Raw genomic sequence first — 26058 nt, 5'->3', positions numbered from 1 at the left:
TATGTTCATTGTCAGAACGAGTATCCTTTTTAGGTTTCACATATATGACGGATAAAATAAAAGGTCCATGTGTATCTTTTACGATGAAAAATTAAGGTTGTTTATTATGAGTGTACTTAATTTATTTTTTGAATTCTACCATCGATAATTGGCTGAATAGGTTCTTTTAATTGTTTTACGTAATCGACTAGCGCTTCAAAGTCGTTTGGACCAGTTTCTGGATTTGTACCATTTTTAAATGATACAAATCCATCACCGCCAGAAGCTAAAAAGGCATTTGCCACTACGCTATACGTTTTAGATGGAGATAATTCTTCACCGTTTGTTAAACGTATATTTGTAACTTTTTCACCGTTTGGTTTATTTGCATCCCACGTATATTGAATACCTGAAATTTGAAGCATTCTCGTCGTACCTTTTTGCCATTGTTGATTTAAAATGTCACGAATATCTTGGCCTGTTAAATCTACTTTAATTAATTGGTTTCCAAAAGGCTGAATGCCATATAATTCGCCCCATGTAATATCGCCAGCATCTAAGTCATTACGAATGCCACCTGGATTCATAAGTGCGATTTGAGTTTGCATCGTTTGCCGCTGGGCATCGGCAACTAAATTTCCAAGAGTGGACTCACCAGCATCATTTTGTTTACGGTCGATAGGTGCTGTAGATTTTCCGACAACTTCATTTACAAGTGGTGCAATTTTTTCTTTATATTGATCTAATTTTTTCTTTACTTGTTTATCAGGTTCTACACCTTCATGGTATGTTGTAACAACTTCAGCTCTTTTCTTTACAATATCTTTTGTTTTACGATCAATTGTTACATCTACATCTGAGAAAGCCATTCCGTAAGAGTTTGCTTGGACGATTAGTTTATTATTTACAGTACCATTTACATACGTGTGACTATGCCCACCAAAAATAACATCAACTTCCGGATCTGTTTCATTTGCAATTCGAGTAAGGTCTCCATTTGTCACACCAGACTCATCTGTTGTTCCGCCGACATGAGCAAGGACGACAATGGATTTAACGCCAAGACGCTTTAATTGCTGTGTTGATTTATTAATTGCTTCTACTTCGTCAGTGATTTCTACATTTTTAAGCATAGTAGGCATCACCACATTTGGTGTATCAGTTGTAACTACGCCAATGAATCCTACAGGCACACCATTTACCATTTTTACAGTAAATGGCGGTAAAAATAAGCGGCCAGTGGATTTATTATAGAAGTTTGCAGCGACATAAGGGAAATTAGCACCTTTGAAATTTCCTGTTTTTTCGTGATAGCCACCATAAATGAGACGTTTCATTTCATCGATACCTTCATCAAATTCGTGGTTTCCGATTGTACCAACATCAAATTTTAAGTCATTTAAAAATTCAATCGTTGGTTCATCTTGTAATAATGCTGAAACTGGTGGACTAGCTCCGACAATATCACCAGCGTGTACGAGAAGTGTATTCGGGTTTTGTTTTTTACGTTCTTTTAAATAAGTAGCTAAGTAATCAGCGCCACCAGCTTCTTTGTTATTAATTTTTTTAACAGTATCTAGTTGTCCATGGAAATCATTAATACCAAGTATTTGTACGTCTATGTAGCGGTTTTGTTCAGCTGGAGCCTGGGATGGGGGAGCGGCAAATACGGTTGAAAAAGTAATGGTGCTTAAAACGGCAACAGCAGGAATAATTTTTTTCCACATAATATAATTCTCCTTTTTTATAATCTGACATCATACGACATAATTTTAATAGATTCATAGGATTATATCTATACAAAAATTTGGTTTTTTCGAAAAATTAACATATTTACAAAAGATGAATAATAGAGTAAAGACCCTTTTTTATTGTCGAGTTCATTGTGTATCTACTATAATGGAGAAAAAAAGTAAAAGGTGAGTAGTATGAAGAAAAAGAAACAAAGACAAATGCAAAGACAATCGCAAGTGAATCAACAAAAGAAAGAGTCGCTTACATTAGGTGATCAATTAAATGATTCACTCATGCAGCAATTAAAGAATAAGAAGAAAGAGTTGCAAGTAAGAGAAGAGAAAAAAGAGGCAGCTGAACAGGAAAGAAAGCGCCAAGAACAAAAAGAACGTGAAAAGAATAAATCATTTGAAGAACTGTTAAGTGAAAGTAACCTTACTTGGAAAGACTTTAAATAATAACGAAAATGATCAGTGAATAACGCTGATCATTTTTTTGACGAGCTTGTAAGAAAAGGGGAGTTAGAATGAGAAAAATTGTAGTTGTTCCGCATGAAAATCATTGGGGTGAAAAATTTCAAATGGAGGCTGAAAGATTAAAAGCGGCGATGCCAGAAAAGGTGAAGGTCCATCATATTGGAAGTACGTCGGTGCCAGGACTGGCAGCGAAACCAATTATAGATATGATTATGGAAGTAGAGAGTATCGACAGAGTAGATAGGTGGAATGAACGTTTTGAAGAGCTTGGCTATATCGTAAAAGGGGAGAATGGTATTTCAAGACGCCGTTATTTTATTCATGGAACGGAGGAAAAACGCTCGTATCACTTACACGTGTTTGAAAAAGGAAACCCTGAGATAGTAAGGCATTTAGCATTTCGTGATTATATGATGGCTCATTGTGAAGAAGCTGAGGCATATGCAACTTTAAAGAAAGAATTAGCTGAAAAGTATACATATGATGGTGCGTTATATTCGGAAGGGAAAACTGAGTTTGTACGTAATGTTGATGAAAAAGCGAAGAAATGGATAGAAAATAATGTGAATGAATGAGTTCGCATTATTTTAGAAAGTATATAAGTTTATTATGTAAACTGTATATATGTTTTGACTTTTTTGTTGAATCTTGTTCAAATAAAGTGGTGGCTTATAAAAAAATGTAATAATGAAAGGGAGACGACTGTGCACATTCCAACAACTACACTTCATAATGGCGTAAAAATGCCGATGATTGGTTTAGGCGTTTATAAAGCGAAAGAAGGCGACGAAATAAAACAAGCAGTAAAAACAGCGTTAGAAGTTGGATACCGTTCGATTGATACAGCAACTGTATATGAAAATGAAAGCGGTGTCGGAGAAGCGGTTCGTGAATCAGGGATTCCGAGAGAAGAGATCTTTATTACAACAAAAGTTTGGAACGATGATCAAGGATACGAGGAAACACTTGAGGCTTTTGAGAAAAGCTTAAAAAAATTACAAATGGACTATGTAGATTTATATTTAATACATTGGCCAATAAGAGGGAAGTATGTTGATACGTACCGAGCGTTAGAAAAGCTGTATGAAGAAGGTAAAGTGCGCGCGATTGGTGTTTCTAATTTCCATAAACATCATTTAGAACTGCTATTACCAAATTGCAAAGTAAAGCCGATGGTAAACCAAGTGGAACTTCATCCAATGTTAACACAATTTGAATTGCGTAATTTCTGTCAAGGTGAGCAAATTCAAATGGAAGCATGGAGTCCGTTAATGAGAGGTGGAGAAGTATTTCAGCACCCAATTATTCAGGCTATTGCTACTAAATATGAAAAAACACCTGCGCAAGTTATATTAAGATGGGATATTCAAAGCGGGGTTGTGACGATTCCTAAATCTGTTACACCATCTCGCATTCAGGAGAATTTTTCTATCTTTGATTTTTCACTAACGGAAGAAGAGATGACTCAAATTAATACGTTAAATCGTAATTTACATGTAGGAACGAATCCTGATAAATATGATACGTTATAAAAAGACGCTACCAGTATGGTAGCGTCTTTTTATCGGTGTAATGCGTACGTATCACATTTCACAATTTGCTGAAGCTGTGTATATTCTGCTGTTGTTAACTGTGTTTGTTTACTAGACTGTACATTTTCTCGTAATTGTTGAATAGAGCTTGCACCAGGTATAACAGCTGCAACAGTTTCGTTATGTAAGCAATATTGAATAGCTGTTCCAGTTAAGGCGTTTTCTCCAATTATTTCTTTTACATTCGTAAGCGTCGCATATAATTCATCGTAAGAATAAGAAAGGTAATCTTTTTCTTTTACTCTTTCTATCTTTCTTGCATTATTGTCAGTTAAAATTCCTTTTGCAAGTGGTCCGCGAGCAATGACGCTAATTTGATGTTCATTAAGAAGCTGGAACCATTCTTCAGGGCGACGATTCAAAAGGCTATATTCCATTAGAACACTAACGATATTTGAACGCTTTGCATACTCACGGATGACATTTGGACGTATAGAAGAAATACCGTAATGGCGAATGATACCTTCTTTTTTTAATTCTTCAAAGGCTTCAATTACTTCATCTATAGGATCTTCAATCGTTCCGCCGTGAAGTTGATAAAGATCAATATAATCAGTTTGAAGTCTACGTAAACTTTCTTTCACTTCAGCCTTTATGTAATTTTTAGAAGGATCCCAAGACCAGCCATTTTTTTCTTCTGTCCATCGATTTCCAACCTTCGTTGTAAGGACAATTTGGTCTCGTTTTCCTTTTAAGGCTTTTCCAACAAATTCTTCGTTTAATCCATAATCATATAAATCCGCTGTATCAAAAAAATTGATTCCTAAATTGATTGCTTCATCGATAATACGCAGGGCTTCTGTTTCAGATGTACCGAGAGACATACAGCCAAGTCCCATTTCTGTCACATATAAATCTGAGTTTCCTAATTGACGTTTTTTCATAAGTCAACCTCCTTCTCCTTATTCTTATTGTACGCAAGGGAAAAGAGGTTGACAAACGTTTACTTTTTAGTTGCTGTAATCCACTCTTGTACAGTTGTATACTCTTTGCCATATTGTTTTAGCTTATGGCGAATTTGCCATGCTTTTCCGACTAAAGTGACGCGATTTGGTAAAATATAAACTTTCATTTCTATCACGCTCCTTTCAATGTGGTAAAATGTATGAGGAAAGAATAGGAAATAGAACAGGGAGATGAAGTAGTATGAGTAATCTTGCAGAGAGAACAGTAAAAACTGAGCCGATTTTTGATGGTAGAGTTATAAAAGTTCGTGTTGATGATGTAGTATTACCAAATGGAGCAATGAGTAAACGTGAAATTGTAAATCACCCTGGTGCAGTTGCTATTATTGCTATTACTGATGAGGGGAAAATTGTGCTTGTTGAGCAGTATCGTAAAGCGCTTGAAAAGGCGATTATAGAAATTCCGGCTGGCAAGTTAGAACCAGGTGAAAAACCTGAGGTGACAGCAGTTCGTGAATTAGAAGAGGAAACAGGTTATGTATGTGAAAATATGGAGCTTATTACTTCTTTCTATACATCTCCAGGATTTGCAGATGAAATTTTATATGTATATAAAGCGACAGGTTTGACGAAAAAAGAAAATAAAGCTGCGTTAGATGAAGATGAGTTTGTGGAATTAATGGAAGTATCATTAGAAGAAGCAACTACTCTTATGAAAGATTTTCGTATTCACGATGCGAAGACGATGTTTGCAGTACAATATTTACAACTACAAAAATAAACACTCGCCAAAGGCGAGTGTTTTTTAATTAATTTTTGCATATACGCGTGCATCACGTAAGCTACCATCTGGTGCTATGAAATCATTTTCCATTGTACCTTCTAGAATAAATTCTAAACGTTCTGCTAAGTTACATGCATTTGTATTTGTTGCATCAATACGAATTTCAATTCTTCGAGCGCTTAGCTTATCAAAGGCAAATTGAATGGCACCTTTCACAGCTTCGGTCATATAGCCTTGTTTTGTATAAGCGCTATGTAGCCAGAAGTGAAGTGAAAACTTTGGAATATCCCAGTTTTCAGGCTTGAGCGTTATAGCTCCGATGAATGTACCAGATACTTTATCGTATAAGTGAAAATCAAGTGTTTCACGAAGTAAAAACTGTCCGTGAGCGTTACGAACGATTTCTTCAGCACTTTCTTCTGTTTCAGCGTTAATTGGCATCCACGGTACTAAGTCTTCTAGAGAAGCTTGTATTGCTTCATACACTTCTGCACCATCACCTGGAAATGGCTTACGAACTTGTAAGCGTTCAGTTTGAAATAATGTTGGAAAATCTAATAATAATGGTTTCAAGAGAAATCCCTCCTATTCTCTACTTTTTAGTTTAGCAAAGTAGAGCGGAATTTCAATGTTAATTCGTCATACTTTTTTCTTTCTTTCATACATTTTTAGTAAGAGTGTGAACGGAGGGAAGAAAAATGTGGAGAAAAACTTGGCAAGACCGTGTAATGTCTCACATACAGGAAAACTCTTCATTATATATATTTAACGCTGTTTTGTTATTGATGGGAGTAATATTTGGAGCGATTCTTGTAAATAGTTTACAATTAAATCAAAAACAAGATTTATCTTTTTATTTGCAACGTTTTTTTGGACAAGTTTCTAAAGGAGAATTTGCTATTGCAGGCGAAATGTTTCGAGAAAGTTACTTTTCACAATTAAAATACATTGGATTTATTTGGATTTTAGGGATTTCAATTATTGGATTGCCACTCATTTTTATTTTATTATTTGCAAAAGGAGTAGTTGTCGGATTTACAGTAGGTTTCTTAGTAAGTCAGCATGGATGGAATGGATTATTATTAGCATTCGTTTCTGTATTGCCACAAAATCTCATTATCATCCCAGTATTTCTCGTTATGACAACAATTGCCGCAAGTTTTTCCTTACGCATGATTAGGCATCAATTTATACGAAAAATAACTGAGCCGCTATTACCATTATTGATCCGTTATACATGCTTCTTTCTTGTAATTGGAGCGGTGCTAGCTCTTGCTTCTAGTGTGGAAGCTTATGCATCACCAGTTTTAATGAAAGAAGTCGTTGAGGCTATTAATAAACAATAAATACTTTATGAGAATAATTATCAATTTGTTTTTATTGTTTTTCTTTTGACAGAAGCCCTTCTTCTGATATAATGGTGTAAGAGTGGCGAGGAGGGAGTAGTACCGAATGGAAGAAAGAATTGAACGAATTAAGAAGCAATTACATGCAGCGAGCTACAAATTAACACCGCAACGTGAAGCAACAGTTCGTGTGCTGCTAGAAAATGAAGAAGATCATTTAAGCGCAGAAGATGTTTACCTCCTTGTAAAAGAAAAGTCGCCAGAGATCGGATTAGCAACCGTCTATCGAACTTTAGAACTATTATCTGAGTTAAAAGTTGTCGATAAGATTAACTTCGGAGACGGTGTTTCACGCTATGACTTACGCCAAGAAGGTGCGCAGCGTTTCCACCATCATTTGATTTGTACACAATGTGGTGCTGTACAAGAAATACAAGAAGATTTACTTGGTGAAGTGGAAAGGAAAGTAGAACATGACTGGAGCTTTAAGGTGAAGGATCATCGTTTAACATTCCATGGGATTTGTAAAAATTGTCAAGAAAATGAAACGGATGAAAAATAACCTTTTCCTATTTAACTAGGAAGAGGTTTTTTATTTGAATAAGGTATAAATTGGTGAAAGCTTGGCATATGTTGTAATAACTTATATTTTGGAGGAATTTACAATGCGTCGAGCTTTAAAATTAACTTTTGATGGGATAAAAGTATTTTTATTATTTACAAGTTGTACGATTTTGTTTTATTTCGCTATACTATGGATAAATGAAGAATATGAAAGCTATCATCGTTATGAAAAGCCAAAAGAAGAGACAGTAGAAAAAGTATCAGGGAATGAAGAGCCGGCAAAGGATGCTTTCGTAAATAGAATGATGTTTTTCTATGAAAATGGGGAGTAGTGTAGATTGGAAGATCAATTAAAAGATTTTATTCATTATATGGTTGTTGAAAAAGGGCTAGCGAAAAATACAGTAGTATCTTATGAACGTGATTTAAAAAGTTATGTAAAGTATTTGCAAAATGTAGAACAAGCGAAAAGCTTTCACGAAGTGACACGCTTGCACATTGTTAATTTTCTGCAGCACTTAAAAGAAAACGGAAAATCTTCGAAAACATTAGCACGTCATATTGCATCGATTCGTTCGTTTCACCAATTTTTACTTCGTGAACGAGCAGTAGAGCACGATCCATCCGTACATATTGAAACACCGCAAGGTGAACGGAAATTACCGAAAGTATTGTCAGTTGATGAAGTAGAGGCGTTACTGCAGACACCAAAAATGACGAGCGCTTTTGGGGTTCGTGATAAAGCGATGCTAGAGTTATTATATGCAACAGGACTTCGTGTTTCAGAATTAATTGCATTAAATTTAGAAGATGTACATTTAACGATGGGATTTGTTCGATGCATAGGGAAAGGGAATAAAGAAAGAATTATTCCACTAGGAAGTTTAGCGACGGAAGCGATTCAAAAGTATATTGAAAAGGGAAGAAGAGAATTGATGGGAAAAAAAGTAGTAGATGCACTCTTTTTAAACCATCATGGCAATCGATTATCAAGACAAGGATTTTGGAAAATTTTAAAACGATTAGCGAAAGAAGCAAATATTGAAAAAGAGCTTACACCTCATACGTTGCGTCATTCTTTTGCTACGCATTTATTAGAAAATGGAGCAGACTTACGTGCTGTGCAAGAAATGCTTGGACATGCAGATATTTCAACGACACAAATTTATACGCATGTTTCAAAAACTAGATTAAAAGATGTATATAAACAGTTTCATCCGAGAGCATAGATACTATGCTCTTTTTTCATAGATTCAAAAGGCTATAGCACTTCACAGAAACTTCACAAACATTTCGTACATTGTTTTCAGCAGAAGACTAGAATATTACAATGTTTTTCCTCTATACTAAATAAAGTATGAAGGAGGAAATGATGATGAAAAAACTTATTATGACTTTATTTATCGCGATGCTAGCATTGGCTGGCTGTAATACAAACAAAGAAGAACCGAAAAAAGAACAGAAACTAGAAGCTGTAAAAGTAGCAGTTCAAACAAATCCGAAAGAAATTAAACCTGGTGAAAAAACAGAAGTACAAGCACTTGTTACACAAGGAAAAGAAAAGGTAACAGATGCTGATGATGTAAAGTTTGAAATTTGGAAAGCTGGCGACGAAAAGCACGAGATGCTAGAAGGTAAGCATAAAGGAAAAGGTGTTTATGCTGTAGAGAAAACGTTCGAAACGGATGGAGTATACCACATTATTGCTCACACAAATGCACGTGAAATGCATGTTATGCCAGAAGTAAAAGTGGCTGTAGGGAATGCGAAGGTAGAAGATGCGAAAAAAGAAAATAGTGATCATGGTGCGGGACATGGCGATCATAAAAGCGATACAATGATCCACCTTATGGCTGGTGACATAAAAGCAAATGCTGAATCAACAATGAAAGTTCACTTAAAACAAAAAGAAGAAGCGTTAACTGGTGCTGAAGTCCAACTTGAAATTTGGAAAGATGGTGTTGAAAAACACGAATTTATTCCAGCGAAAGAAGGAAATAAAGGGGAGTATGAAACGAAACATACTTTCAAAGAAAACGGTTCTTACAAAGTGAAAGTTCATGTTAAAAAAGGCGAACTGCATGAACATAAAGAAGAAACAGTAGAAGTAAAATAAAAAAGTAGCTCTTTAGAGCTACTTTTTTTATTTTTATCCCGAAAAATGATCAGTGGGAAAGAACAAAACCGCCACTGATTAAAATTTTACTTTATATGAAGGAATAAATCATAAAATAATTAGCACTTCTTTGCATAATGGATTACAATAGAAGTGTGAAGAAAATGAGAAATTCTACGAAAATGTATTAAAAAGAAAGCGTAAACATGTTATGATATCAGTATCAGATGTCTGACATCTGACTTAGAAAAAACTAGAAATGTTTTTGCGTCGTTTCAAGGTAAACGAAATAGGTTAGAGAATGATTTAAAGAAGTACTGTTCGATAATGAGAACGAAAGATAATTCTTATGGAGAACAGTTTCACTTTATAGCGTTTTGAACATACTACAAGAAGTAGAACTGAACTTATAGGAGGTCGCAGTTATGAATAAATATAAACGTATATTCCTAGTCGTAATGGACTCTGTTGGAATCGGTGAAGCACCAGATGCTGAACAATTTGGTGATTTAGGATCTGACACAATTGGTCACATTGCTGAACATATGAATGGGTTACAAATGCCTAACATGGTGAAATTAGGTCTTGGTAACATTCGTGAAATGAAAGGCATCTCTAAAGTAGAAAAACCACTTGGATATTATACAAAAATGCAAGAAAAATCTACTGGTAAAGATACAATGACAGGTCATTGGGAAATTATGGGTCTTTACATTGATACACCATTCCAAGTGTTCCCAGAAGGATTCCCAAAAGAATTACTTGATGAATTAGAAGAAAAAACAGGCCGTAAAATCATCGGTAATAAACCAGCTTCTGGAACTGAAATTCTTGATGAACTTGGTCAAGAACAAATGGAAACAGGCTCTTTAATTGTTTACACTTCTGCTGATAGCGTACTACAAATCGCAGCACACGAAGAAGTAGTGCCGCTTGATGAGTTATATAAAATTTGTAAAATTGCACGTGAATTAACGTTAGATGAGAAGTACATGGTAGGCCGTGTTATTGCTCGTCCATTCGTTGGTGAGCCTGGAAACTTTACACGTACACCGAACCGTCATGACTATGCATTAAAACCATTCGGCCGTACAGTAATGAATGAATTAAAAGATAGTGATTATGATGTGATTGCTATCGGTAAAATCTCTGACATCTATGATGGTGAAGGGGTAACTGAATCACTTCGTACGAAGTCTAACATGGATGGAATGGATAAGCTTGTAGATACATTAAATATGGACTTTACAGGTCTTAGCTTCTTAAACTTAGTTGACTTTGATGCATTATTCGGTCACCGTCGTGATCCACAAGGATACGGAGAAGCTCTGCAAGAATATGATGCACGTCTTCCAGAAGTATTCGAAAAACTAAAAGAAGATGATCTATTATTAATTACAGCAGACCACGGTAATGACCCAGTGCATCATGGTACTGATCATACACGTGAATATGTACCGTTATTAGCATATAGCCCAAGCATGAAAGAAGGCGGAAAAGAGTTACCACTTCGTCAAACATTTGCTGATATTGGTGCAACTGTAGCAGAAAACTTCGGTGTGAAAATGCCAGAATACGGAACAAGCTTCTTAAACGAGCTAAAGAAATAGGGGGATAAACAAATGAATCGTGAACTTATTACAAAATCAGCTTCATACTTAAAAGAGAAATTTCAAGAGACACCACAAGTAGGACTAATCCTTGGATCTGGACTAGGTGTATTAGCAGATGAAATCGAGAACGCAGTAACAGTACCTTACAGTGAAATCCCTGAATTCCCAGTTTCAACTGTAGAAGGCCATGCAGGTCAACTAGTATTCGGTACACTTCAAGGTGTAACGGTAGTAGCAATGCAAGGACGTTTCCACTTCTATGAAGGATACGATATGCAAAAAGTAACATTCCCAGTTCGTGTTATGAAAGAACTAGGGGTAGAAACAGTTGTTGTAACAAATGCAGCTGGTGGTGTAAATACATCATTCGAACCAGGCGATCTTATGTTAATTTCAGATCACATTAACTTCATGGGTACAAATCCATTAATCGGACCAAATGATTCTGAAATGGGTGTACGTTTCCCTGATATGTCTACATCATATACAGTAGAGCTTCGCGAAATGGCGAAACAAGTTGCAGCAGACTTAAATATTAAAGTACAAGAAGGTGTATACGTTGGAATGACAGGTCCTGTATATGAAACACCTGCTGAAATTCGTATGCTTCGTACACTTGGCGGAGATGCAGTTGGTATGTCAACAGTACCTGAAGTAATTGTAGCGCGTCATGCTGGTATGAAAGTACTTGGTATTTCTTGTATTTCAAATATGGCAGCTGGTATTTTAGATCAGCCACTTCACCACGATGAAGTAATCGAAACGACAGAACGTGTTAAAGCTAACTTCTTAGCATTAGTAAAAGCAATCGTAAAACAAATGAAGGGGTGACCTCACAATGAGAATGGTGGACCTAATTGCAAAAAAACGTGACGGACATGCATTAACGACAGAAGAAATTAACTTTATTGTTGAAGGATATACAAATGGTGATATTCCTGATTATCAAGTAAGTTCACTTGCAATGGCAATTTTCTTCCAAAATATGAACGATCAAGAGCGTGCAGATTTAACGATGGCAATGGTAAATAGCGGTGATACAATCGACTTATCAGCTATTGAAGGAGTAAAAGTAGATAAGCACTCGACAGGTGGCGTTGGTGATACAACAACACTTGTATTAGGTCCATTAGTAGCCGCTTTAGGTGTACCGGTTGCAAAAATGTCTGGACGTGGTCTAGGACATACTGGTGGTACAATTGATAAATTAGAAGCAGTTCCAGGATTCCATGTTGAAATCGAAAATGATGAATTCATGCGTCTTGTAAATGAAAATAAAATCGCAGTTATTGGTCAAAGTGGAAACTTAACACCTGCGGATAAAAAATTGTATGCACTTCGTGATGTAACGGCAACAGTAAACTCAATTCCGCTTATTGCAAGCTCAATTATGAGTAAAAAAATTGCTGCTGGTGCAGATGCAATTGTTCTTGATGTAAAAACTGGAGCAGGTGCATTTATGAAAACAGATGAAGATGCAAAACGTTTAGCAGAAGCAATGGTACGCATTGGTAATAACGTTGGTCGTAATACGATGGCTGTTATTTCTGATATGAGTCAACCACTTGGTGAGGCTATTGGTAACGCACTTGAAGTACAAGAAGCAATTGATACGTTACAAGGTAAAGGACCGAAAGATTTAGAAGAGTTATGTTTAACGCTTGGAAGTCAAATGGTATACCTTGCTGGACAAGCTTCATCTCTAGAAGATGCACGTGAGAAATTAATTGAAGTAATGAACAACGGTAAGGCGCTAGAATCATTTAAAACGTTCTTATCAGCGCAAGGCGGCGATGCATCTGTTGTTGATGATCCTTCTAAATTACCACAAGCACAATTTAAAATTGAAGTGGAAGCGAAGGAAGACGGTTATGTATCAGAAATCGTTGCAGATGAAATCGGAACAGCAGCAATGCTTTTAGGAGCAGGACGTGCGACGAAGGAATCTGAAATTGATTTAGCTGTTGGCTTAATGCTTCGTAAAAAAGTAGGGGACAGCGTGAAAAAAGGTGAATCCCTTGTTACCATTTACGCAAACCGTGAAAATGTAGAAGACGTAAAAGCAAAAATTTATGAGAACATGAAGATCTCTAAAGAGCATGTAGATGCACCAACATTAGTGCACGGCATCGTTACTGAATAATAAAGAAGGGCCAGGGAGTATTTCTCCTTGGCTTTTTTTACTATTTTTTGTTTATAATAATAATGGGTGAAAATATGATTAGAATTTGTGCAATAACAAAAACAGATGAAGTATTATATGATGTTTCGCTAGAGGAAACAAAGAAAGACCATATTGTATGGTATTGGCTAGATTTATATAAGCCAACGAAAGAAGAGTATACATACATTTTGCAAGATCATTTTAAGTTCCATCCCCTTGCAATTGAAGACTGCATAGAATATGTACAGAGGCCAAAAGTTGATTTTTATGATGGATATAACTTTTTAGTTCTTCATGCATTTGGTGAGGATGGATTAGAACCGCACGAGATTGATTTATTTATTAGTGATCGTTATATTGTTTCTTTCCACTTTTCTCATAACAATGCAATTGAAAGAGTATGGAAAACGCTTGGAGAAAAGAAGCGTATTAAAAATAGTCCTTTACACGTAGCGCATACAATTATCGATCAAATTGTAGATGACTATTTTGCGCCTGTATATTACATTGAGGATCATTTAAATGCAATTGATGATAATTTAACGGGTGAAACGGCAGGAAGTGTACTAGAAGAAGTATTTGATATACGTGCAGATTTATCGAAGTTAAGACGTACAATTATTCCGATGCGTGATTTATTGTATCGCATTTTAAATTCGACTCGTTTTTACGGTATAAGTGATCATGAAATTTATTTTAAAGATATACATGATCATTTGCTTAAACTGACCGAAATGATTGAAGCAAGCCGGGAGTTAACAGCAGATATTCGAGATAGCTATTTTTCATTAAACTCGCATCATATGAATAACATTATGAAAACATTAACTGTATTCTCGACTATTTTCATGCCATTAACATTTATTGCGGGAGTATATGGAATGAACTTTACGCATATGCCAGAGCTCGGTGGACAATATAGTTATTTTATTTGTTTACTTATTATGGCACTAATTGGCGGCGGCATGATGGCTTGGTTTTATAAAAAAGGATGGTTTAAATAAAAAACACCGAGGGAAAATTCCTCGGTGTTTTTACTTAACCAATAGCATGTAATACGAACATGGCTAAGAATAAGCATGTAATGATATACATAGACGGTGCGACTTCTTTACGCTTTCCAAGAGCAACTTTTAAGATAGGATAAGCAATAAATCCGAACGCAATGCCATCAGCGATACTATATGTGAGCGGGATCATGACGATAATTAAGAACGCTGGAAATCCTTCTGAAAAATCGTTCAGAGGAATTTGTTGAATGCTTGTAATCATCAGGCCGCCAATAATAATTAAGATTGGTGCAATGGCACTATCAGGAATTAGTTTGACAAACGGAAGTGCAAACAATGAGGCAAAGAATAACAACCCTGTAACGATAGACGTCAGACCTGTCTTCCCACCTGCAGTAATACCTGCGGCACTCTCTACTGTTGATACGGTAGGGCTTGTGCCAAATAGACCACATGTCATTGCTGAAATTGCATTGGCTTGGTAAGCACGTGGGAATTTACGGTCATCTTCTAATAAACCGTGCAGAAGTCCCATGTTCTCAAAAATAAGCACCATGCTTAAGGAGAATGTTGCAATCCAAAATGGTAAGGAAGAAAGTTTGCCAAATGACATAGCCCCAAACACATCGCCGTAACTCGCGAATGAGAATGAACTATTTCCGATTTGACTTGTATCAACAAGGCCAAATAGCCATGCAATACCAGTTCCTATTGCAATCGTCCATAAAAAGTTTCCACGTACGTTACGAATAAATAATATGAGTGCAACGATAAGAGTAAGCACGGTCGCAAGAACGACAGGGCTACTTAATTTACCCATTGCAACAGCAGTATTTGGATTCGAAACGACTAAACCACCTTTTTGCAATCCGATAAATGCTAAAAATAATCCGATGCCGACAGTGATAGCTTCCTTTAGTGACTTTGGAATCGATACTGAAAGCACGCGAGCGATTGGTGTAAACGCAGCAATTGCAAAAATAATACCAGAGATGAAGACAGCTGCTAATGCTTCCTGCCAAGTTAATCCGAGCGTATGCACAGCAGTGTACGTGAAGAATGCATTTACACCCATACCAGGGACAAGAATAGCAGGTGCATTTGCCCAAAATGCCATGAGCAGACATCCGACAAATGAACTGAAAACAGTTGCTAAAATTCCAGCTTCAAGAGGAATGCCAGCATCGGATAAAATGGATGCATTTACAATCATAATATATACGATCGTAAAAAATGACGTAACTCCAGCTAAAACTTCTTGTTTTGGTGATGTTTCGTGTAAACCTAATTTAAATGTTCTTTCAAGTATTCCTTTCATGTTAAACCTTCTTTTTCATATCCCTCTCCCACCCGTGATATCTCTTTTGTAAGAGCTCACCGTCCTTTATTATATCAGAACATCATGTTTTTACAACAAGGAAAATGATAACGTTTACTTATAAATGAAATTATTTATAAATACGTAAAAATCGCTCGTATTGTAGAAATGATCTCTAATTCTCCCGATTGAATGGGAGGAGCTGCTTGTGCATGTAAAGCAGCATAGGATGCAACTTCCCGTGGTAATTGAGCAGATTCTTCAACGAATGAGAGTGGAACAGGATTAATGTTTAAATTGTATGTACTCGCAATAGCACGAGCTTTTTCTACCGCTTGTTGCAGAGCTTGAATGAGAGCTTGCTCATAATATTTATTTGGGTGAGATATTCTAAAACGTAATCCTTTTGCTACGTTTGCTCCATTTGAAACGGCTATATCATATACTTCCCCTGCTTTTTGTACATTTAAAACGGTAATTTCATACAAATGTTCCACACGATATCCTTGTAGTAATGCTTTATCATTTATATATTCGTATTGAGGCGTAATCGTATATGAAATGGTTTCTATATTTTTTTCAGCGATACCTAGTTGTTTCAGTGCATCTAATAATTGTTTTGATTGCACTGCATTTTCTTCTTGTGCCTGTTTTACATTTTTATGATCTGTACGAATACCGATTGTTAATATAACGACATTTGGTTTTGCTTTCACAACGCCTTCACCTTGCACCGTAATGGTAGCTTCTTTACCAGTATTTGCTGTACGTACGTTGTGTAAATAAGGGTTCATTCCACCTTGCATCTTCCATCACCATCCTTTTTATATGTATATGTGTGAACAAAAAAGAAATTTGTATGAAAAAGTTACATAAATGGGAATGTTAAAGAAAGAAAGCATATACAACGAGGGTATTTATAGATTATAATATGTGTAAATATGATAAAAAAGGGACGAGGCTAGTGAACGAAAAAAGAGAAACATTGATTTTAGAGTTATCCGGATCATTTAGAAAGATGATACGTTTATTACAAAATGATATTAATACACGTTTTGCAGAACATATGCCATATAATGAATTTTCTGTATTACGCGCATTATTTTTAAAAAGTCCACAGATGGCTTCGCAAATTGCGAGTGAAGTAAACGTAACCTCCAGTCATATTACAGCTGTTACTGATCGTCTCGTACGAAAAGGGTTTGTAGAAAGAAAACGTTCAAATTCAGACCGTCGTATCGTGTACTTAGAAATTACAGAACACGGAAGAGAAGTAACTGAAAAACTTGAAGCTGTGCGTAAAGAGTATTATAAAGAGAGATTTAAAGGTTGGAGCGACCAAGAAATAGAAATGGTGTTAGAGCTATTTGGCCGCGTATTATAATAAATGAGGATAGGGAGCGACAGCTTTCCTATCCTTTTTCTTTTGAATAAAAACATTTTGAAACTCCGATACTTTAATTAAAAGATCGGAGGAAAGATTATGAAATATATTGCTGCACTTACCATTTTATTTGGTGGTTTTTTCTATTTTCAAACATTCACGTACGCAGATACGCCTATCCAAGTGGTGCGAAAAGAAGTGAAGTACATTGAAAACGATAATACAGTCTTATATTCAAAATTATGGGTTCGTTCTATGCAAAACACAGTATTATTCCACCATAGCGATAATATTCGTAATCAGGACACATTACGTAATGTAACAAGTTCATCGCTTGTTAAAGCGAAGCAACTATCTTTTCAGAAAGCAGCACTCTATATACCGAGACTATCGCAATACGTATCAAAAATAGGAAAAGAAAATATTCAAGTGTACTACATTGCGATTCACTATAATGTGAAAAAAGAAAATGCATATCAATTAGATGGCATGAACTATTTTCTACAAGTATTTGTGAAAGAGCGTGGGGAATGGAAAATTGCTGAAAGTGTAGTTGCACCGACAGAGCAAATTGTGCAAAATGGTGATGGATTTGGGATGAAAGAAGAGATGGTGTATGGGGATAGGAGAGAGAATGTAAAATAACCTCCTCAATAAGAGGAGGTTATTTTATTTAAAATTCCAAGAGACTCTCCATTTTAATATTTTAGGTAGTAGGAAATATGTAATGAAACTAGTTACTAAAAATCCGATGTAAAAGCTGGATAATGAGTGCGCACGACTTAGTATTAAACCTCCAACGATCCCACCAAAGAAAATCGCACAAGCTAAAACTACTTTTTGTAGTTTTGGATATAATAAGTAGTTACCATTTCGCTCATTGACTGAACGGGCATATAAATATATACCGAGTGGTAATAACACAATGATATGTGCGATAGGTCCAATCAATGTTTTTGCCGGTGGAATTTTTGTAAAGTTTGGTTCGTTATGACGTACTCCATCTTCATCAGTATAAGCACTTTGAGGACTGTAATTAAAGCGAATAGCAAAATCTTCTGCCGGACTAGAAATACGTATGTTTTCCATCACATCATGTACAAGACCATTGTCCTCATGAAATTCAGTGTTTGAGTGAACGGCAATGACTCCTGAGATGAGTGATGGAAGTAAAGCTGGGAGGATTAATATAGCTATAGTAAGAAATCCTTGTGATATAATATTCCCTGCAATTGTACCTATACATAAGGCAAGTGTATAAATAGCAATTAATACAATTAACATGTATATAAAGTAACTGTGAAAGGGGGAGAAGACTTGATATTTATTATGAAAAGTTAACTTTTTCATAATAGCAAATAGTCCCCAGTTTAAAACGACAACAGCGACGATATTACAAATTCCAAACAACCACTTTGTTATATAAAGGTGTGAACGTTTAAAGGGCATAGACCATAGTAAGTCGCTAGCGTTATTTTGTCTTTCCCATCCAATTAACGTAAAAGCTAGCACGATAAGTACACTACCTAACAGCATGACAGGATCTAGTAGTGTTAAATCAAAGGTGTAATGATATATATAGTTCCACTTTTTATTGTCATTTAGAAATTGCTGCTCTTGAATAGAAGTCATATAGTAGTTATATGACAAAGTATAGAAGCTGACGAGCCAAAATAACCAAACAACATATTTACTTTGGTGATACGTTCTTAGCCATAGTGCTTTTTGAAACATAGGATCTCTCCTTTAAAAAACTTTATAATTTGTTAGGCGTGATAATATAACATAAGTAATGATTCCAGTTAGAGACAAACCGATATAGTAGCTAGGTAAGAAATGAAAATGGTTTATTTTATAGCCGCCTAGTAATGCAAAGTAAATGGTTGTCCCCCATATCCATATTCGTAAATGCTTTTGGAAAATAAATATCTTCTGACCGTTTTCATTTGGCGATCGTGTATATAAATATGTCCCAAGTAGTAAATAAAATATCGTATAGAAAATAGGTACTAACATTGATTTGGCTGAATAATATATATGAGATGCTGGATTTCTTAAAGTAGTTGGATTGTTCTCGATCTTACGGGATTCCGGATCATAGTAATAATTGATAGAAAAATGACTAATTGGTGCAGCTGTATTTGTTTTTTGATTGATTTCATAAAGTTGTCGATATAAGTTTTCATTTTTAATATTTGCAGCGTATAAATGGTTAGTTGTAAAAGTGTATAGTAATGTAATAAATGTAACCCCTGCTAGTAACCATGGAATACAAAAAATAATCTGCGAAACGATGCTTCCAGTAAAAGTACCGATACATAAGGCAGCTGTATAGACTGCAACATAAGAAACTATCGCATAAAGAAAGTATCGATGAAACGGACTAAAAGATTGATAATCAAAATGAATAGTTGTTCTATAAATAACATACATAAGAACCCAATTGATAAGTAATGAGCCCACAATACAAAATGAACCGAAAGCCCATTTAGATAAGAAAACATCTTTTCTTTTAAATGGCAATGTCATAAGTAGTGTATTCGATTGGTTGCTACGTTCCCATCCTATCAATAAGCAGGCTAAAGCAATGATAAGAACAGTTAACCAAAAACTATTACCTTCCCCTTGCGAAAAGGTATAAAAATAATAATACTGTTTCCCTTTTTCTTGTAATTCGTAATATTTATCGAGTTCCATCTGAGCACTTCTATAGTATCCAAAAGATAACAAGTAAAGCGAACTAAAGAAGAATAGTAACACAGCATATTTTCCGCGCTTCCAATTCCACATCCATAACGCTTTATGAAACATACCCATCCTCCTCCAGTGTCGTAACGAAGACATCTTCAAGCGACATTGTTAATTCTTCAATGAGCAGCGGTTGTTCTTTATAAAACTTTTCCAGTGTTGTAGCCACATTTCCCTCAATTAAGATTGTATATACTTTTCCTGTTTGATTTAATATTTTAATATTGCTTAAGTTTTCTAGTTTTTGAGGTAGTGAACGTTCATAAGCTACTTGGATTTTAGCAAATTGTGATTTTGCATCGTCTAGTGATGTAATAGAAGCTATAGTATGGCCTTTTAATATAATAATTGTATCTGCAATTTGTTCCACTTCATCTAAATGGTGAGTTGAGATGAAAATGGTAATTTCTTTTTCTGCAACTTCTCCAACGAGAAATTGGAGGATCTGCCGTTTAACGATAGGATCAAGCCCATTTGTCGGTTCATCTAAAATGATATATTCTGCCTTTGTAGAAACCGCTAAAATGATAGCAAGCAGTGCTTTCATTCCTTTTGAATAACTACGAATTCGTTTGTTTGGTAAGTTAAAACGTTCTAACAGTTCATAGAAATATGCTTCATCAAATGCGGCATAAACTGATTTATAAAACTTTACAATTTCTTTTACCGTATAGCCGTTCAGTATGTTAGTAGAATCCGGAACATATACGATTTTTTGTTTCGTTTCAGGATTCTTATGAATGTCGGTATCCTCATATGTAACACATCCTTCATCAGGGTCTAAAATGCCGACCATCGTTCGTAATAAAGTTGTTTTCCCCGCACCGTTTCTTCCGAGTAATCCGATGATATTTCCTCTTTGCAATGTGAAAGAAACATCGTCTAAAATTGTTTGATTATCAATTGTCTTCTTCAAGTTTGTCACTTTCAGCATTCGCATTTCCTCCAATCTCTTTATAGTATGAATCTATCCAATCATGAATTTTATCTTTCGTAACACCAAGATAAGAGGCTTCTAATAGTAATTGATGAAATTGCTTTTCAACCATAGCGATTTTCCTTTCGTCTAATGTTGGGGTAATCGATTGGGATACAAATGTTCCTTTTCCTCGTAATGTTTCAATAATCCCTTGTCGCTCTAACTCTTGATACGCTTTACTCACTGTATTTGGATTTATAACGAGTAAAGAAGCGAGTTCCCGTACAGAAGGTAGTTTGTCACTTGGAGCTAACATGTTCTTTAATACGAGTTCTTTTATATTTTGAACAATTTGTTCCCATATCGGAGTGTTGCTTCTTGGATCAAGTTGAATATGCAAGAGCAATGTCTCCTTTCTGACTTGTATTAAGTGTACTACTATGTGTAATACACTTAATACAATAAAGGTGATGAATGTGTTTGTCAACTGAAAATGTTAGAAAAATATGGTATTAAAAAACAGTGAATTGGAAAAAATAGGTTTGATATAGAATGGAGGGTTAGTCATGAAGCGAGTTTTTGGAATACTTGTTTGTTTCATGTTATTGCTTTCTGGTACTTCAGTTAGTTTCGCACAATCTGAGAAGACGAAGCAGGAGAAAACAGAAGAAACAACACCGAAGTTAGCGGAACAAGCGTCATCAGCAATTGTAATTGAACAAGATACAGGTAAAGTTTTGTTTGATAAAAATCCAAATGAGAAGTTACCACCTGCTAGTATGACGAAGATTATGACAATGCTATTAATTATGGAACAAGTTGAAAAAGGAAAACTAAAACTGACCGATAAAGTGAGAGCAAGTGAGCATGCAGCTTCAATGGGTGGATCACAAATCTTTTTAGAGCCTGGAGAAGAGATGACCGTAAATGAAATGCTAAAGGGTATTGCAATTGCATCTGGAAATGATGCGTCTGTTGCAGTAGCGGAGCATATCGCTGGTTCAGAAGAAGGTTTTGTAAATATGATGAACAAAAAAGCGAAAGATTTAGGACTGAAAAATACTCATTTTCAAAATCCGACAGGTCTTCCGGCTAAAGATCATTATTCCACAGCAAATGATATGGCTATAATGGCGAAAGAATTGATGAAGTACCCACTTATTCGCAAATACACAGGAAAATACGAAGACTATTTACGTGAAGATACAGATAAGAAGTTTTGGCTCGTTAATACGAATAAGTTAGTGCGTTTTTATCCTGGAGTAGATGGTGTAAAAACGGGCTTTACGACAGAAGCAAAATATTGTTTAACAGCATCGGCTGAAAAGAATGGGATGCGTGTTATTTCAGTTGTTATGGGAGCACCTACATCAAAAGAACGGAACAATCAAGTAACGAAGCTTCTTGACTACGCATTTGGTCAATATATGACAAAGAAATTGTATACACGAGGCGAAAAAATTAAGACTGTCCAAGTAGGAAAAGGGAAGAAAGAAAAAGTAGATTTAGTTGCGTCAGACAATGTATCTCTTCTTATGAAGAAGGGCGAAAATATGGACAAGGTAAAGCAAGAAGTAATTGCTGAAAAGAAAGTGAAAGCGCCGATTAAAAAGGGCGATGCACTTGGTACACTTGTTATTAAAAAAGATAAAGATGTTTTATTAAAACAAACAATTGTAGCAAAAGAAGATGTTGCTGCAGCGAGCTGGTGGGAGTTATTTAAAAGAAGTTTTGGGATGTTTTCAACATCAAAATAGCGGCAAACATTTTGCCGCTTTTCTATTCGTATGTAAGTAAATAATTGCTGAATGGTTTCACTTTATGGCGAAATAGTTCTTCTTTTGTCAGTAAGAAGGATTCTTATGTTGTATCACGAAAATCTTTATGTATGTAAATGAGTAAAGTTTGAGCATAAGGAGGAAATCGTGTGAGTCTTTCCATGCAATTAGAAGTAAAACGTGACGTCCTATGTGTGAGGCTAGCGGGTGAATTAGATCATCATACTGCTGAAGAGTTGCGAACGAAAGTAACAGATATGATTGAGACACATGGTGTTCATCATATTGTTTTGAGCCTAGAGAACTTATCGTTTATGGATAGTTCTGGTTTAGGTGTTATATTAGGCCGATATAAGCATGTAAAGGGATTAGGTGGAGAAATGGTTGTTTGTGCAATTTCACCGCCTGTTAAACGTTTATTTGAAATGTCGGGCTTATTTAAAATTGTTCGCTTAGAAGAAAGTGAAGCGCATGCGCTCGCGACGTTGGGGGTGGCATAAATGAGAAATGAAATGAACCTTCAATTTTCAGCATTAAGTCAAAATGAATCGTTCGCTCGCGTTACAGTAGCTGCTTTCATTGCACAACTAGATCCTACGATGGAAGAACTTACAGAGATTAAAACAGTTGTGTCAGAAGCGGTTACGAATGCAATTATTCATGGGTACGAAGGAAATGCAGAAGGTGTTGTTTATATTTCTGTAATTTTGGAAGAAGCAATGGTGAAACTCACGATTCGAGATGAAGGGATTGGCATCTTTAATTTAGATGAAGCGAGACAACCCCTTTTTACAACTAAACCTGAATTAGAGCGTTCCGGAATGGGATTTACTATCATGGAAAATTTTATGGATGAAGTAGAAGTTATTTCAAACGAATCTTTCGGGACAACAATCCATTTGACAAAATACTTATCAAATAGTAACGCTCTATGCAATTAAGGAGAATAGCCTATGGACATAGAGGTCAAAAATGAGAAGAAGAAACCTCAGTTAAAGGACCACGAGCTAAAAGCGTTAATTCAAAAAAGTCAAGATGGAGATCAACAAGCAAGAGATACAATTGTTCAAAGTAATATGCGTCTCGTATGGTCGGTTGTGCAGCGTTTTCTTAATCGCGGATACGAACCAGACGATTTGTTTCAAATTGGATGTATTGGGCTCTTAAAATCGGTAGATAAATTTGATTTATCTTTCGACGTGAAATTTTCAACATATGCAGTTCCCATGATTATTGGCGAAATACAACGATTTTTACGTGATGATGGATCAGTGAAAGTAAGTAGGTCTTTAAAAGAAACAGGAAACAAAATTCGAAAGATGAGAGACGAGCTTTCGAAAGAATTCGGAAGGGCTCCAACGATTAATGAAGTAGCTGAAGCGTTAGAACTAACGCCAGAGGAAGTGGTTCTGGCGCAAGAAGCGAGTCGTGCCCCTTCATCCATACATGAAACGGTGTATGAAAACGACGGAGATCCAATTACTATTTTAGATCAAATTGCAGATCAATCTGAAACGAAATGGTTTGATAAAATTGCTTTAAAAGAAGCAATTAGAGAATTAGATGAGAGAGAGCGTTTAATTGTATATTTACGCTATTATAAAGACCAAACTCAATCAGAAGTAGCAGAGCGAATAGGTATTTCGCAAGTGCAAGTTTCAAGACTTGAAAAGAAAATATTAAAACAGATGAAAGATCGAATAGATGAATAGCTATCTATTCGATCTTTTTTTATGACTTTAATAGGAGGAGATTGTAAACTTTCTTAAAAATTAACAGAATTTATTGATAATTTAGTAAATTTAAAATATAATCCAGTTATGAACTTGTCACAAAGGGGGAAGGAAATATGGAAACGAGGCAACAATGGGGAACGAGGGCTGGATTCATTTTTGCAGCGGTCGGCTCTGCCGTTGGATTAGGAAATATATGGCGTTTTCCTTATACGGCGTATGAAAATGGAGGAGGCGCATTCTTTTTACCGTACTTATTCGCATTATTAACGACTGGGATTTCATTATTGGCGTTTGAATTTGCTCTTGGGCATCGTCACCGTGGTTCAGCGCCACTTACGTTCTTTCGTATTCATCCGCGTGCTGAATTCATCGGATGGTGGCAAATGTGTGTAACGTTTATCGTTTCAACATATTATGCAGTAATTATTGCTTGGTCTATTTCTTATACGTATTTTGCAATTACTGGCGCATGGGGGAAAGACACGGAATCATTTTTATTTAAAGAGTATTTACATGTTGCAGATAAACCTGGACAGTTTGGAGGGCTCGTACCGGAAGTATTAATTCCACTAGCTCTCGTTTGGATTATTGTGCTTGGTGTTGCTTTTAAAGGAGTTAAAAAAGGAATCGAAGTTGTGAACCGTATTTTCATCCCTTTACTAGTTGTTATGTTCCTTATTATCGTAGTTCGTGCAGTGACGATGGAAGGTGCGATGCAAGGATTAGATGCATTCTTTAAACCAGATTGGAGTCGTATTTTTGACGGAAAAGTATGGCTTGCTGCTTACGGTCAAATCTTCTTTAGCTTATCTTTAGCATTCGGAATTATGATTACGTATTCTAGTTATTTACCGAAAAACTCAGATACAACAAATAACGCTTTTATTACTGGGTTTGCAAACTCAGGATTTGAATTATTAGCAGGGATTGGGGTCTTTGCGGCTCTTGGATTTATGGCAAACAATATGGGAGTACCAGTTGATAAAGTAGCAAGTGCTGGTGTAGGGCTTGCTTTCGTAGTATTCCCGCAAATTATTAATGAATTACCGATGTCATCTTTATTTGGCGTATTATTTTTCTTATCATTAACGGTTGCCGGAATTACATCCCTCATCTCGCTTGCGGAAGTTTGTTTTGCTGCCGTATCTGAAAAGTTTAGCTTAAGCCGCCAGAAAACAATTGGAATTATGGGGACGCTTCTCGTACTCGTTTCTCTCGTTTTTGCGACACGTGGCGGGCTTATGTTCTTAGATGTTGTGGATTACTTCGCTAATAACTTCGGATTAATTACAATTGCTCTAGCGGAAGTAGTTACGATAGGACTCATTTTACGTCGTTTACCGGTTTATCAAAACCACGCAAACTTCGTATCTGATATTAAGTTAGGGACGTTTTGGAGGGTGAGTTTACTCGTTATTACTCCGCTTATGTTAGGGTACATGTTAATTGATGGTACAATCCAAAATATTAAAAAGAACTATGGAGGTTACTCAACGGAGTTTGTCGTAACATATGGTTGGTCAATTGCAGCAGCGTTCCTTATCATTGCGCTAATCATTAGTTTAAAGAAATGGAATGCACAAATACATTCAGATTCTGCTAAGCTTGAAAAAGAATGGAAAGATCGAGGTGTTTCATAATGAGTGGATCGGCGATTATGATGATGGTTATTGGAATAGTAGTCATTTGGGGAGGGCTCGCATTAAGCATTGCAAATTTATTTAAGAAAAAAGCATAAACTAAAAAACATCTGTACCGAAATGGTACAGATGTTTTTTTATGAAAAAATTGTATTAGAAAAAAATTGAATAACCATACTACAACTACGAGGAAGAGTGAAGAGGTGAATGGAAATTGGAACAAACAATTTATATTAAAATGCGTAATCGATT

At 35.8% G+C, this 26058-nt stretch carries 31 protein-coding genes; 21 read left to right on the top strand and 10 right to left on the bottom strand.

The features are described 5' to 3' along the window. Window positions 1–116: 116 nt before the first annotated feature. On the bottom strand, window positions 117–1706 hold the full coding sequence (locus MR083_RS15035; protein ID WP_242269522.1) for a bifunctional metallophosphatase/5'-nucleotidase: 1590 nt from the start codon (window positions 1704–1706) through the stop codon (window positions 117–119). A gap of 201 nt (window positions 1707–1907) precedes the next feature. On the opposite strand from MR083_RS15035, the gene MR083_RS15030 reads away from it, so the two are divergent. The 3 genes from MR083_RS15030 (at window position 1908) to MR083_RS15020 (ending at window position 3721) form a co-directional block, all read left to right on the top strand. Further along, window positions 1908–2171 (top strand): YqkE family protein, encoded by a 264-nt coding sequence (locus MR083_RS15030; protein ID WP_000727563.1) that lies wholly within the window; start codon window positions 1908–1910, stop codon window positions 2169–2171. A 68-nt stretch (window positions 2172–2239) separates the two neighbouring features. Continuing rightward, window positions 2240–2764, top strand: coding sequence for a GrpB family protein (locus MR083_RS15025; protein WP_001227169.1), 525 nt, complete (start codon window positions 2240–2242; stop codon window positions 2762–2764). Between the two features lie 129 nt (window positions 2765–2893). Next, a complete protein-coding gene (locus MR083_RS15020) occupies window positions 2894–3721 on the top strand; it encodes an aldo/keto reductase (protein WP_242269521.1) in 828 nt (275 codons plus the stop codon). 29 nt (window positions 3722–3750) lie between these two features. Here the strand turns inward: MR083_RS15020 and lolS are convergent, their stop codons facing one another. Beyond that, the gene (gene lolS, locus MR083_RS15015; RefSeq protein WP_000747237.1) at window positions 3751–4665 is read right to left on the bottom strand and encodes an aldo/keto reductase; all 915 of its coding nucleotides are present in this window, start codon (window positions 4663–4665) and stop codon (window positions 3751–3753) included. Window positions 4666–4724: 59 nt separating this feature from the next. Then, the gene (gene mciZ, locus MR083_RS15010) at window positions 4725–4853 is read right to left on the bottom strand and encodes a Z-ring formation inhibitor MciZ (RefSeq protein ID WP_000870299.1); all 129 of its coding nucleotides are present in this window, start codon (window positions 4851–4853) and stop codon (window positions 4725–4727) included. Window positions 4854–4927: 74 nt separating this feature from the next. Here mciZ and MR083_RS15005 point away from each other — a divergent pair, with 74 nt between their 5' ends. Next, window positions 4928–5467, top strand: coding sequence for an NUDIX hydrolase (locus tag MR083_RS15005; RefSeq protein WP_242269520.1), 540 nt, complete (start codon window positions 4928–4930; stop codon window positions 5465–5467). 24 nt (window positions 5468–5491) lie between these two features. On the opposite strand, the gene MR083_RS15000 is transcribed toward MR083_RS15005, so the two are convergent. Continuing rightward, window positions 5492–6043, bottom strand: a complete 552-nt coding sequence (locus MR083_RS15000) for a GNAT family N-acetyltransferase (protein ID WP_000803491.1) — start codon at window positions 6041–6043, stop codon at window positions 5492–5494. Between the two features lie 155 nt (window positions 6044–6198). On the opposite strand from MR083_RS15000, the gene spoIIM reads away from it, so the two are divergent. The 9 genes from spoIIM (at window position 6199) to corA (ending at window position 14277) form a co-directional block, all read left to right on the top strand. Beyond that, window positions 6199–6816, top strand: a complete 618-nt coding sequence (gene spoIIM, locus MR083_RS14995) for a stage II sporulation protein M (protein ID WP_223290733.1) — start codon at window positions 6199–6201, stop codon at window positions 6814–6816. 106 nt (window positions 6817–6922) lie between these two features. Next, window positions 6923–7378 carry a ferric iron uptake transcriptional regulator gene (fur, locus tag MR083_RS14990; protein WP_000392655.1) on the top strand — a complete coding sequence of 152 codons (456 nt, stop codon included), beginning with the start codon at window positions 6923–6925 and terminating at the stop codon, window positions 7376–7378. Window positions 7379–7481: 103 nt separating this feature from the next. Further along, entirely contained in the window at window positions 7482–7712 is a 231-nt protein-coding gene (locus MR083_RS14985; protein ID WP_001250432.1) for a YqzK family protein, read from the top strand. 6 nt (window positions 7713–7718) lie between these two features. Continuing rightward, on the top strand, window positions 7719–8609 hold the full coding sequence (gene xerD / locus MR083_RS14980; protein ID WP_000390084.1) for a site-specific tyrosine recombinase XerD: 891 nt from the start codon (window positions 7719–7721) through the stop codon (window positions 8607–8609). Window positions 8610–8752: 143 nt separating this feature from the next. Then, window positions 8753–9496: a FixH family protein gene (locus tag MR083_RS14975; RefSeq protein ID WP_061183923.1), complete on the top strand. Its 744-nt coding sequence runs from the start codon at window positions 8753–8755 to the stop codon at window positions 9494–9496. 425 nt (window positions 9497–9921) lie between these two features. Beyond that, entirely contained in the window at window positions 9922–11106 is a 1185-nt protein-coding gene (gene deoB / locus MR083_RS14970) for a phosphopentomutase (protein ID WP_001046082.1), read from the top strand. 12 nt (window positions 11107–11118) lie between these two features. Continuing rightward, window positions 11119–11940 (top strand): purine-nucleoside phosphorylase, encoded by an 822-nt coding sequence (locus MR083_RS14965; protein WP_001078446.1) that lies wholly within the window; start codon window positions 11119–11121, stop codon window positions 11938–11940. Between the two features lie 7 nt (window positions 11941–11947). Then, the gene (locus MR083_RS14960; protein ID WP_001243085.1) at window positions 11948–13252 is read left to right on the top strand and encodes a pyrimidine-nucleoside phosphorylase; all 1305 of its coding nucleotides are present in this window, start codon (window positions 11948–11950) and stop codon (window positions 13250–13252) included. Between the two features lie 62 nt (window positions 13253–13314). After that, a complete protein-coding gene (corA, locus tag MR083_RS14955; protein WP_001998197.1) occupies window positions 13315–14277 on the top strand; it encodes a magnesium/cobalt transporter CorA in 963 nt (320 codons plus the stop codon). Window positions 14278–14311: 34 nt separating this feature from the next. Here corA and MR083_RS14950 read toward each other — a convergent pair whose 3' ends face one another. Together MR083_RS14950 and MR083_RS14945 are read right to left on the bottom strand one after the other, a co-directional pair. Further along, a complete protein-coding gene (locus MR083_RS14950; protein WP_242269519.1) occupies window positions 14312–15601 on the bottom strand; it encodes an NCS2 family permease in 1290 nt (429 codons plus the stop codon). Between the two features lie 134 nt (window positions 15602–15735). Further along, window positions 15736–16407 (bottom strand): SIMPL domain-containing protein, encoded by a 672-nt coding sequence (locus tag MR083_RS14945; protein ID WP_001161446.1) that lies wholly within the window; start codon window positions 16405–16407, stop codon window positions 15736–15738. Window positions 16408–16565: 158 nt separating this feature from the next. Here MR083_RS14945 and MR083_RS14940 point away from each other — a divergent pair, with 158 nt between their 5' ends. Both MR083_RS14940 and MR083_RS14935 read left to right on the top strand, forming a co-directional pair. Continuing rightward, window positions 16566–16985 carry a MarR family winged helix-turn-helix transcriptional regulator gene (locus MR083_RS14940; RefSeq protein ID WP_001003309.1) on the top strand — a complete coding sequence of 140 codons (420 nt, stop codon included), beginning with the start codon at window positions 16566–16568 and terminating at the stop codon, window positions 16983–16985. 99 nt (window positions 16986–17084) lie between these two features. Next, on the top strand, window positions 17085–17630 hold the full coding sequence (locus MR083_RS14935; protein WP_000873780.1) for a hypothetical protein: 546 nt from the start codon (window positions 17085–17087) through the stop codon (window positions 17628–17630). Between the two features lie 24 nt (window positions 17631–17654). Here MR083_RS14935 and MR083_RS14930 read toward each other — a convergent pair whose 3' ends face one another. From MR083_RS14930 to MR083_RS14915, 4 genes are read right to left on the bottom strand one after another with little or no spacing between them, the layout of a single operon-like run. Continuing rightward, on the bottom strand, window positions 17655–18719 hold the full coding sequence (locus tag MR083_RS14930; protein WP_242269518.1) for an ABC transporter permease subunit: 1065 nt from the start codon (window positions 18717–18719) through the stop codon (window positions 17655–17657). 12 nt (window positions 18720–18731) lie between these two features. After that, window positions 18732–19796: an ABC transporter permease subunit gene (locus MR083_RS14925; protein WP_242269517.1), complete on the bottom strand. Its 1065-nt coding sequence runs from the start codon at window positions 19794–19796 to the stop codon at window positions 18732–18734. Next, window positions 19786–20667, bottom strand: coding sequence for an ABC transporter ATP-binding protein (locus MR083_RS14920; RefSeq protein WP_242269516.1), 882 nt, complete (start codon window positions 20665–20667; stop codon window positions 19786–19788). Before MR083_RS14920 ends, MR083_RS14925 begins: the two co-directional genes overlap by 11 nt. Beyond that, window positions 20633–21052 carry a GntR family transcriptional regulator gene (locus tag MR083_RS14915; RefSeq protein WP_000548039.1) on the bottom strand — a complete coding sequence of 140 codons (420 nt, stop codon included), beginning with the start codon at window positions 21050–21052 and terminating at the stop codon, window positions 20633–20635. Before MR083_RS14915 ends, MR083_RS14920 begins: the two co-directional genes overlap by 35 nt. 166 nt (window positions 21053–21218) lie before the next feature. Here MR083_RS14915 and dacF point away from each other — a divergent pair, with 166 nt between their 5' ends. The 6 genes from dacF to MR083_RS14885 all read left to right on the top strand — a co-directional run bounded on the left by dacF (window position 21219) and on the right by MR083_RS14885 (window position 25904). Continuing rightward, window positions 21219–22409 carry a serine-type D-Ala-D-Ala carboxypeptidase DacF gene (gene dacF / locus MR083_RS14910; protein WP_000831992.1) on the top strand — a complete coding sequence of 397 codons (1191 nt, stop codon included), beginning with the start codon at window positions 21219–21221 and terminating at the stop codon, window positions 22407–22409. Window positions 22410–22579: 170 nt separating this feature from the next. Beyond that, entirely contained in the window at window positions 22580–22930 is a 351-nt protein-coding gene (spoIIAA, locus tag MR083_RS14905; RefSeq protein ID WP_000059133.1) for an anti-sigma F factor antagonist, read from the top strand. Continuing rightward, entirely contained in the window at window positions 22931–23371 is a 441-nt protein-coding gene (gene spoIIAB, locus MR083_RS14900) for an anti-sigma F factor (protein WP_001243400.1), read from the top strand. A 12-nt stretch (window positions 23372–23383) separates the two neighbouring features. Beyond that, the gene (gene sigF, locus MR083_RS14895) at window positions 23384–24142 is read left to right on the top strand and encodes an RNA polymerase sporulation sigma factor SigF (RefSeq protein WP_000350729.1); all 759 of its coding nucleotides are present in this window, start codon (window positions 23384–23386) and stop codon (window positions 24140–24142) included. Between the two features lie 137 nt (window positions 24143–24279). Further along, entirely contained in the window at window positions 24280–25806 is a 1527-nt protein-coding gene (locus MR083_RS14890) for a sodium-dependent transporter (RefSeq protein WP_000450067.1), read from the top strand. Then, window positions 25806–25904, top strand: coding sequence for a methionine/alanine import family NSS transporter small subunit (locus tag MR083_RS14885; protein WP_000016826.1), 99 nt, complete (start codon window positions 25806–25808; stop codon window positions 25902–25904). Before MR083_RS14890 ends, MR083_RS14885 begins: the two co-directional genes overlap by 1 nt. The last annotated feature ends 154 nt before the right edge of the window (window positions 25905–26058 follow it).

The sequence above is a fragment of the Bacillus cereus group sp. BfR-BA-01408 genome, assembly GCF_022663305.1.
Lineage (GTDB): Bacteria > Bacillota > Bacilli > Bacillales > Bacillaceae_G > Bacillus_A > Bacillus_A pacificus.
This window is presented reverse-complemented; position numbering and strand designations above follow the sequence as displayed.

Bases quoted from the DNA above. Each gene is read 5' to 3' on its own strand.
- MR083_RS14925 (WP_242269517.1), bottom strand. From the start codon at position 19,796: ATGTTTCATAAAGCGTTATGGATGTGGAATTGGAAGCGCGGAAAATAT.
- MR083_RS14985 (WP_001250432.1), top strand. From the start codon at position 7,482: ATGCGTCGAGCTTTAAAATTAACTTTTGATGGGATAAAAGTATTTTTA.
- MR083_RS14885 (WP_000016826.1), top strand. From the start codon at position 25,806: ATGAGTGGATCGGCGATTATGATGATGGTTATTGGAATAGTAGTCATT.
- MR083_RS14945 (WP_001161446.1), bottom strand. From the start codon at position 16,407: ATGCAAGGTGGAATGAACCCTTATTTACACAACGTACGTACAGCAAAT.
- MR083_RS14960 (WP_001243085.1), top strand. From the start codon at position 11,948: ATGAGAATGGTGGACCTAATTGCAAAAAAACGTGACGGACATGCATTA.
- spoIIAB (WP_001243400.1), top strand. From the start codon at position 22,931: ATGAGAAATGAAATGAACCTTCAATTTTCAGCATTAAGTCAAAATGAA.
- dacF (WP_000831992.1), top strand. From the start codon at position 21,219: ATGAAGCGAGTTTTTGGAATACTTGTTTGTTTCATGTTATTGCTTTCT.
- MR083_RS14950 (WP_242269519.1), bottom strand. From the start codon at position 15,601: ATGAAAGGAATACTTGAAAGAACATTTAAATTAGGTTTACACGAAACA.
- MR083_RS14890 (WP_000450067.1), top strand. From the start codon at position 24,280: ATGGAAACGAGGCAACAATGGGGAACGAGGGCTGGATTCATTTTTGCA.
- MR083_RS14930 (WP_242269518.1), bottom strand. From the start codon at position 18,719: ATGTTTCAAAAAGCACTATGGCTAAGAACGTATCACCAAAGTAAATAT.
- MR083_RS14935 (WP_000873780.1), top strand. From the start codon at position 17,085: ATGAAATATATTGCTGCACTTACCATTTTATTTGGTGGTTTTTTCTAT.
- sigF (WP_000350729.1), top strand. From the start codon at position 23,384: ATGGACATAGAGGTCAAAAATGAGAAGAAGAAACCTCAGTTAAAGGAC.
- lolS (WP_000747237.1), bottom strand. From the start codon at position 4,665: ATGAAAAAACGTCAATTAGGAAACTCAGATTTATATGTGACAGAAATG.
- fur (WP_000392655.1), top strand. From the start codon at position 6,923: ATGGAAGAAAGAATTGAACGAATTAAGAAGCAATTACATGCAGCGAGC.
- MR083_RS14975 (WP_061183923.1), top strand. From the start codon at position 8,753: ATGATGAAAAAACTTATTATGACTTTATTTATCGCGATGCTAGCATTG.
- deoB (WP_001046082.1), top strand. From the start codon at position 9,922: ATGAATAAATATAAACGTATATTCCTAGTCGTAATGGACTCTGTTGGA.
- MR083_RS14920 (WP_242269516.1), bottom strand. From the start codon at position 20,667: ATGCTGAAAGTGACAAACTTGAAGAAGACAATTGATAATCAAACAATT.
- mciZ (WP_000870299.1), bottom strand. From the start codon at position 4,853: ATGAAAGTTTATATTTTACCAAATCGCGTCACTTTAGTCGGAAAAGCA.
- MR083_RS15030 (WP_000727563.1), top strand. From the start codon at position 1,908: ATGAAGAAAAAGAAACAAAGACAAATGCAAAGACAATCGCAAGTGAAT.
- MR083_RS14965 (WP_001078446.1), top strand. From the start codon at position 11,119: ATGAATCGTGAACTTATTACAAAATCAGCTTCATACTTAAAAGAGAAA.
- MR083_RS15025 (WP_001227169.1), top strand. From the start codon at position 2,240: ATGAGAAAAATTGTAGTTGTTCCGCATGAAAATCATTGGGGTGAAAAA.
- MR083_RS15005 (WP_242269520.1), top strand. From the start codon at position 4,928: ATGAGTAATCTTGCAGAGAGAACAGTAAAAACTGAGCCGATTTTTGAT.
- corA (WP_001998197.1), top strand. From the start codon at position 13,315: ATGGGTGAAAATATGATTAGAATTTGTGCAATAACAAAAACAGATGAA.
- MR083_RS15035 (WP_242269522.1), bottom strand. From the start codon at position 1,706: ATGTGGAAAAAAATTATTCCTGCTGTTGCCGTTTTAAGCACCATTACT.
- spoIIM (WP_223290733.1), top strand. From the start codon at position 6,199: ATGTCTCACATACAGGAAAACTCTTCATTATATATATTTAACGCTGTT.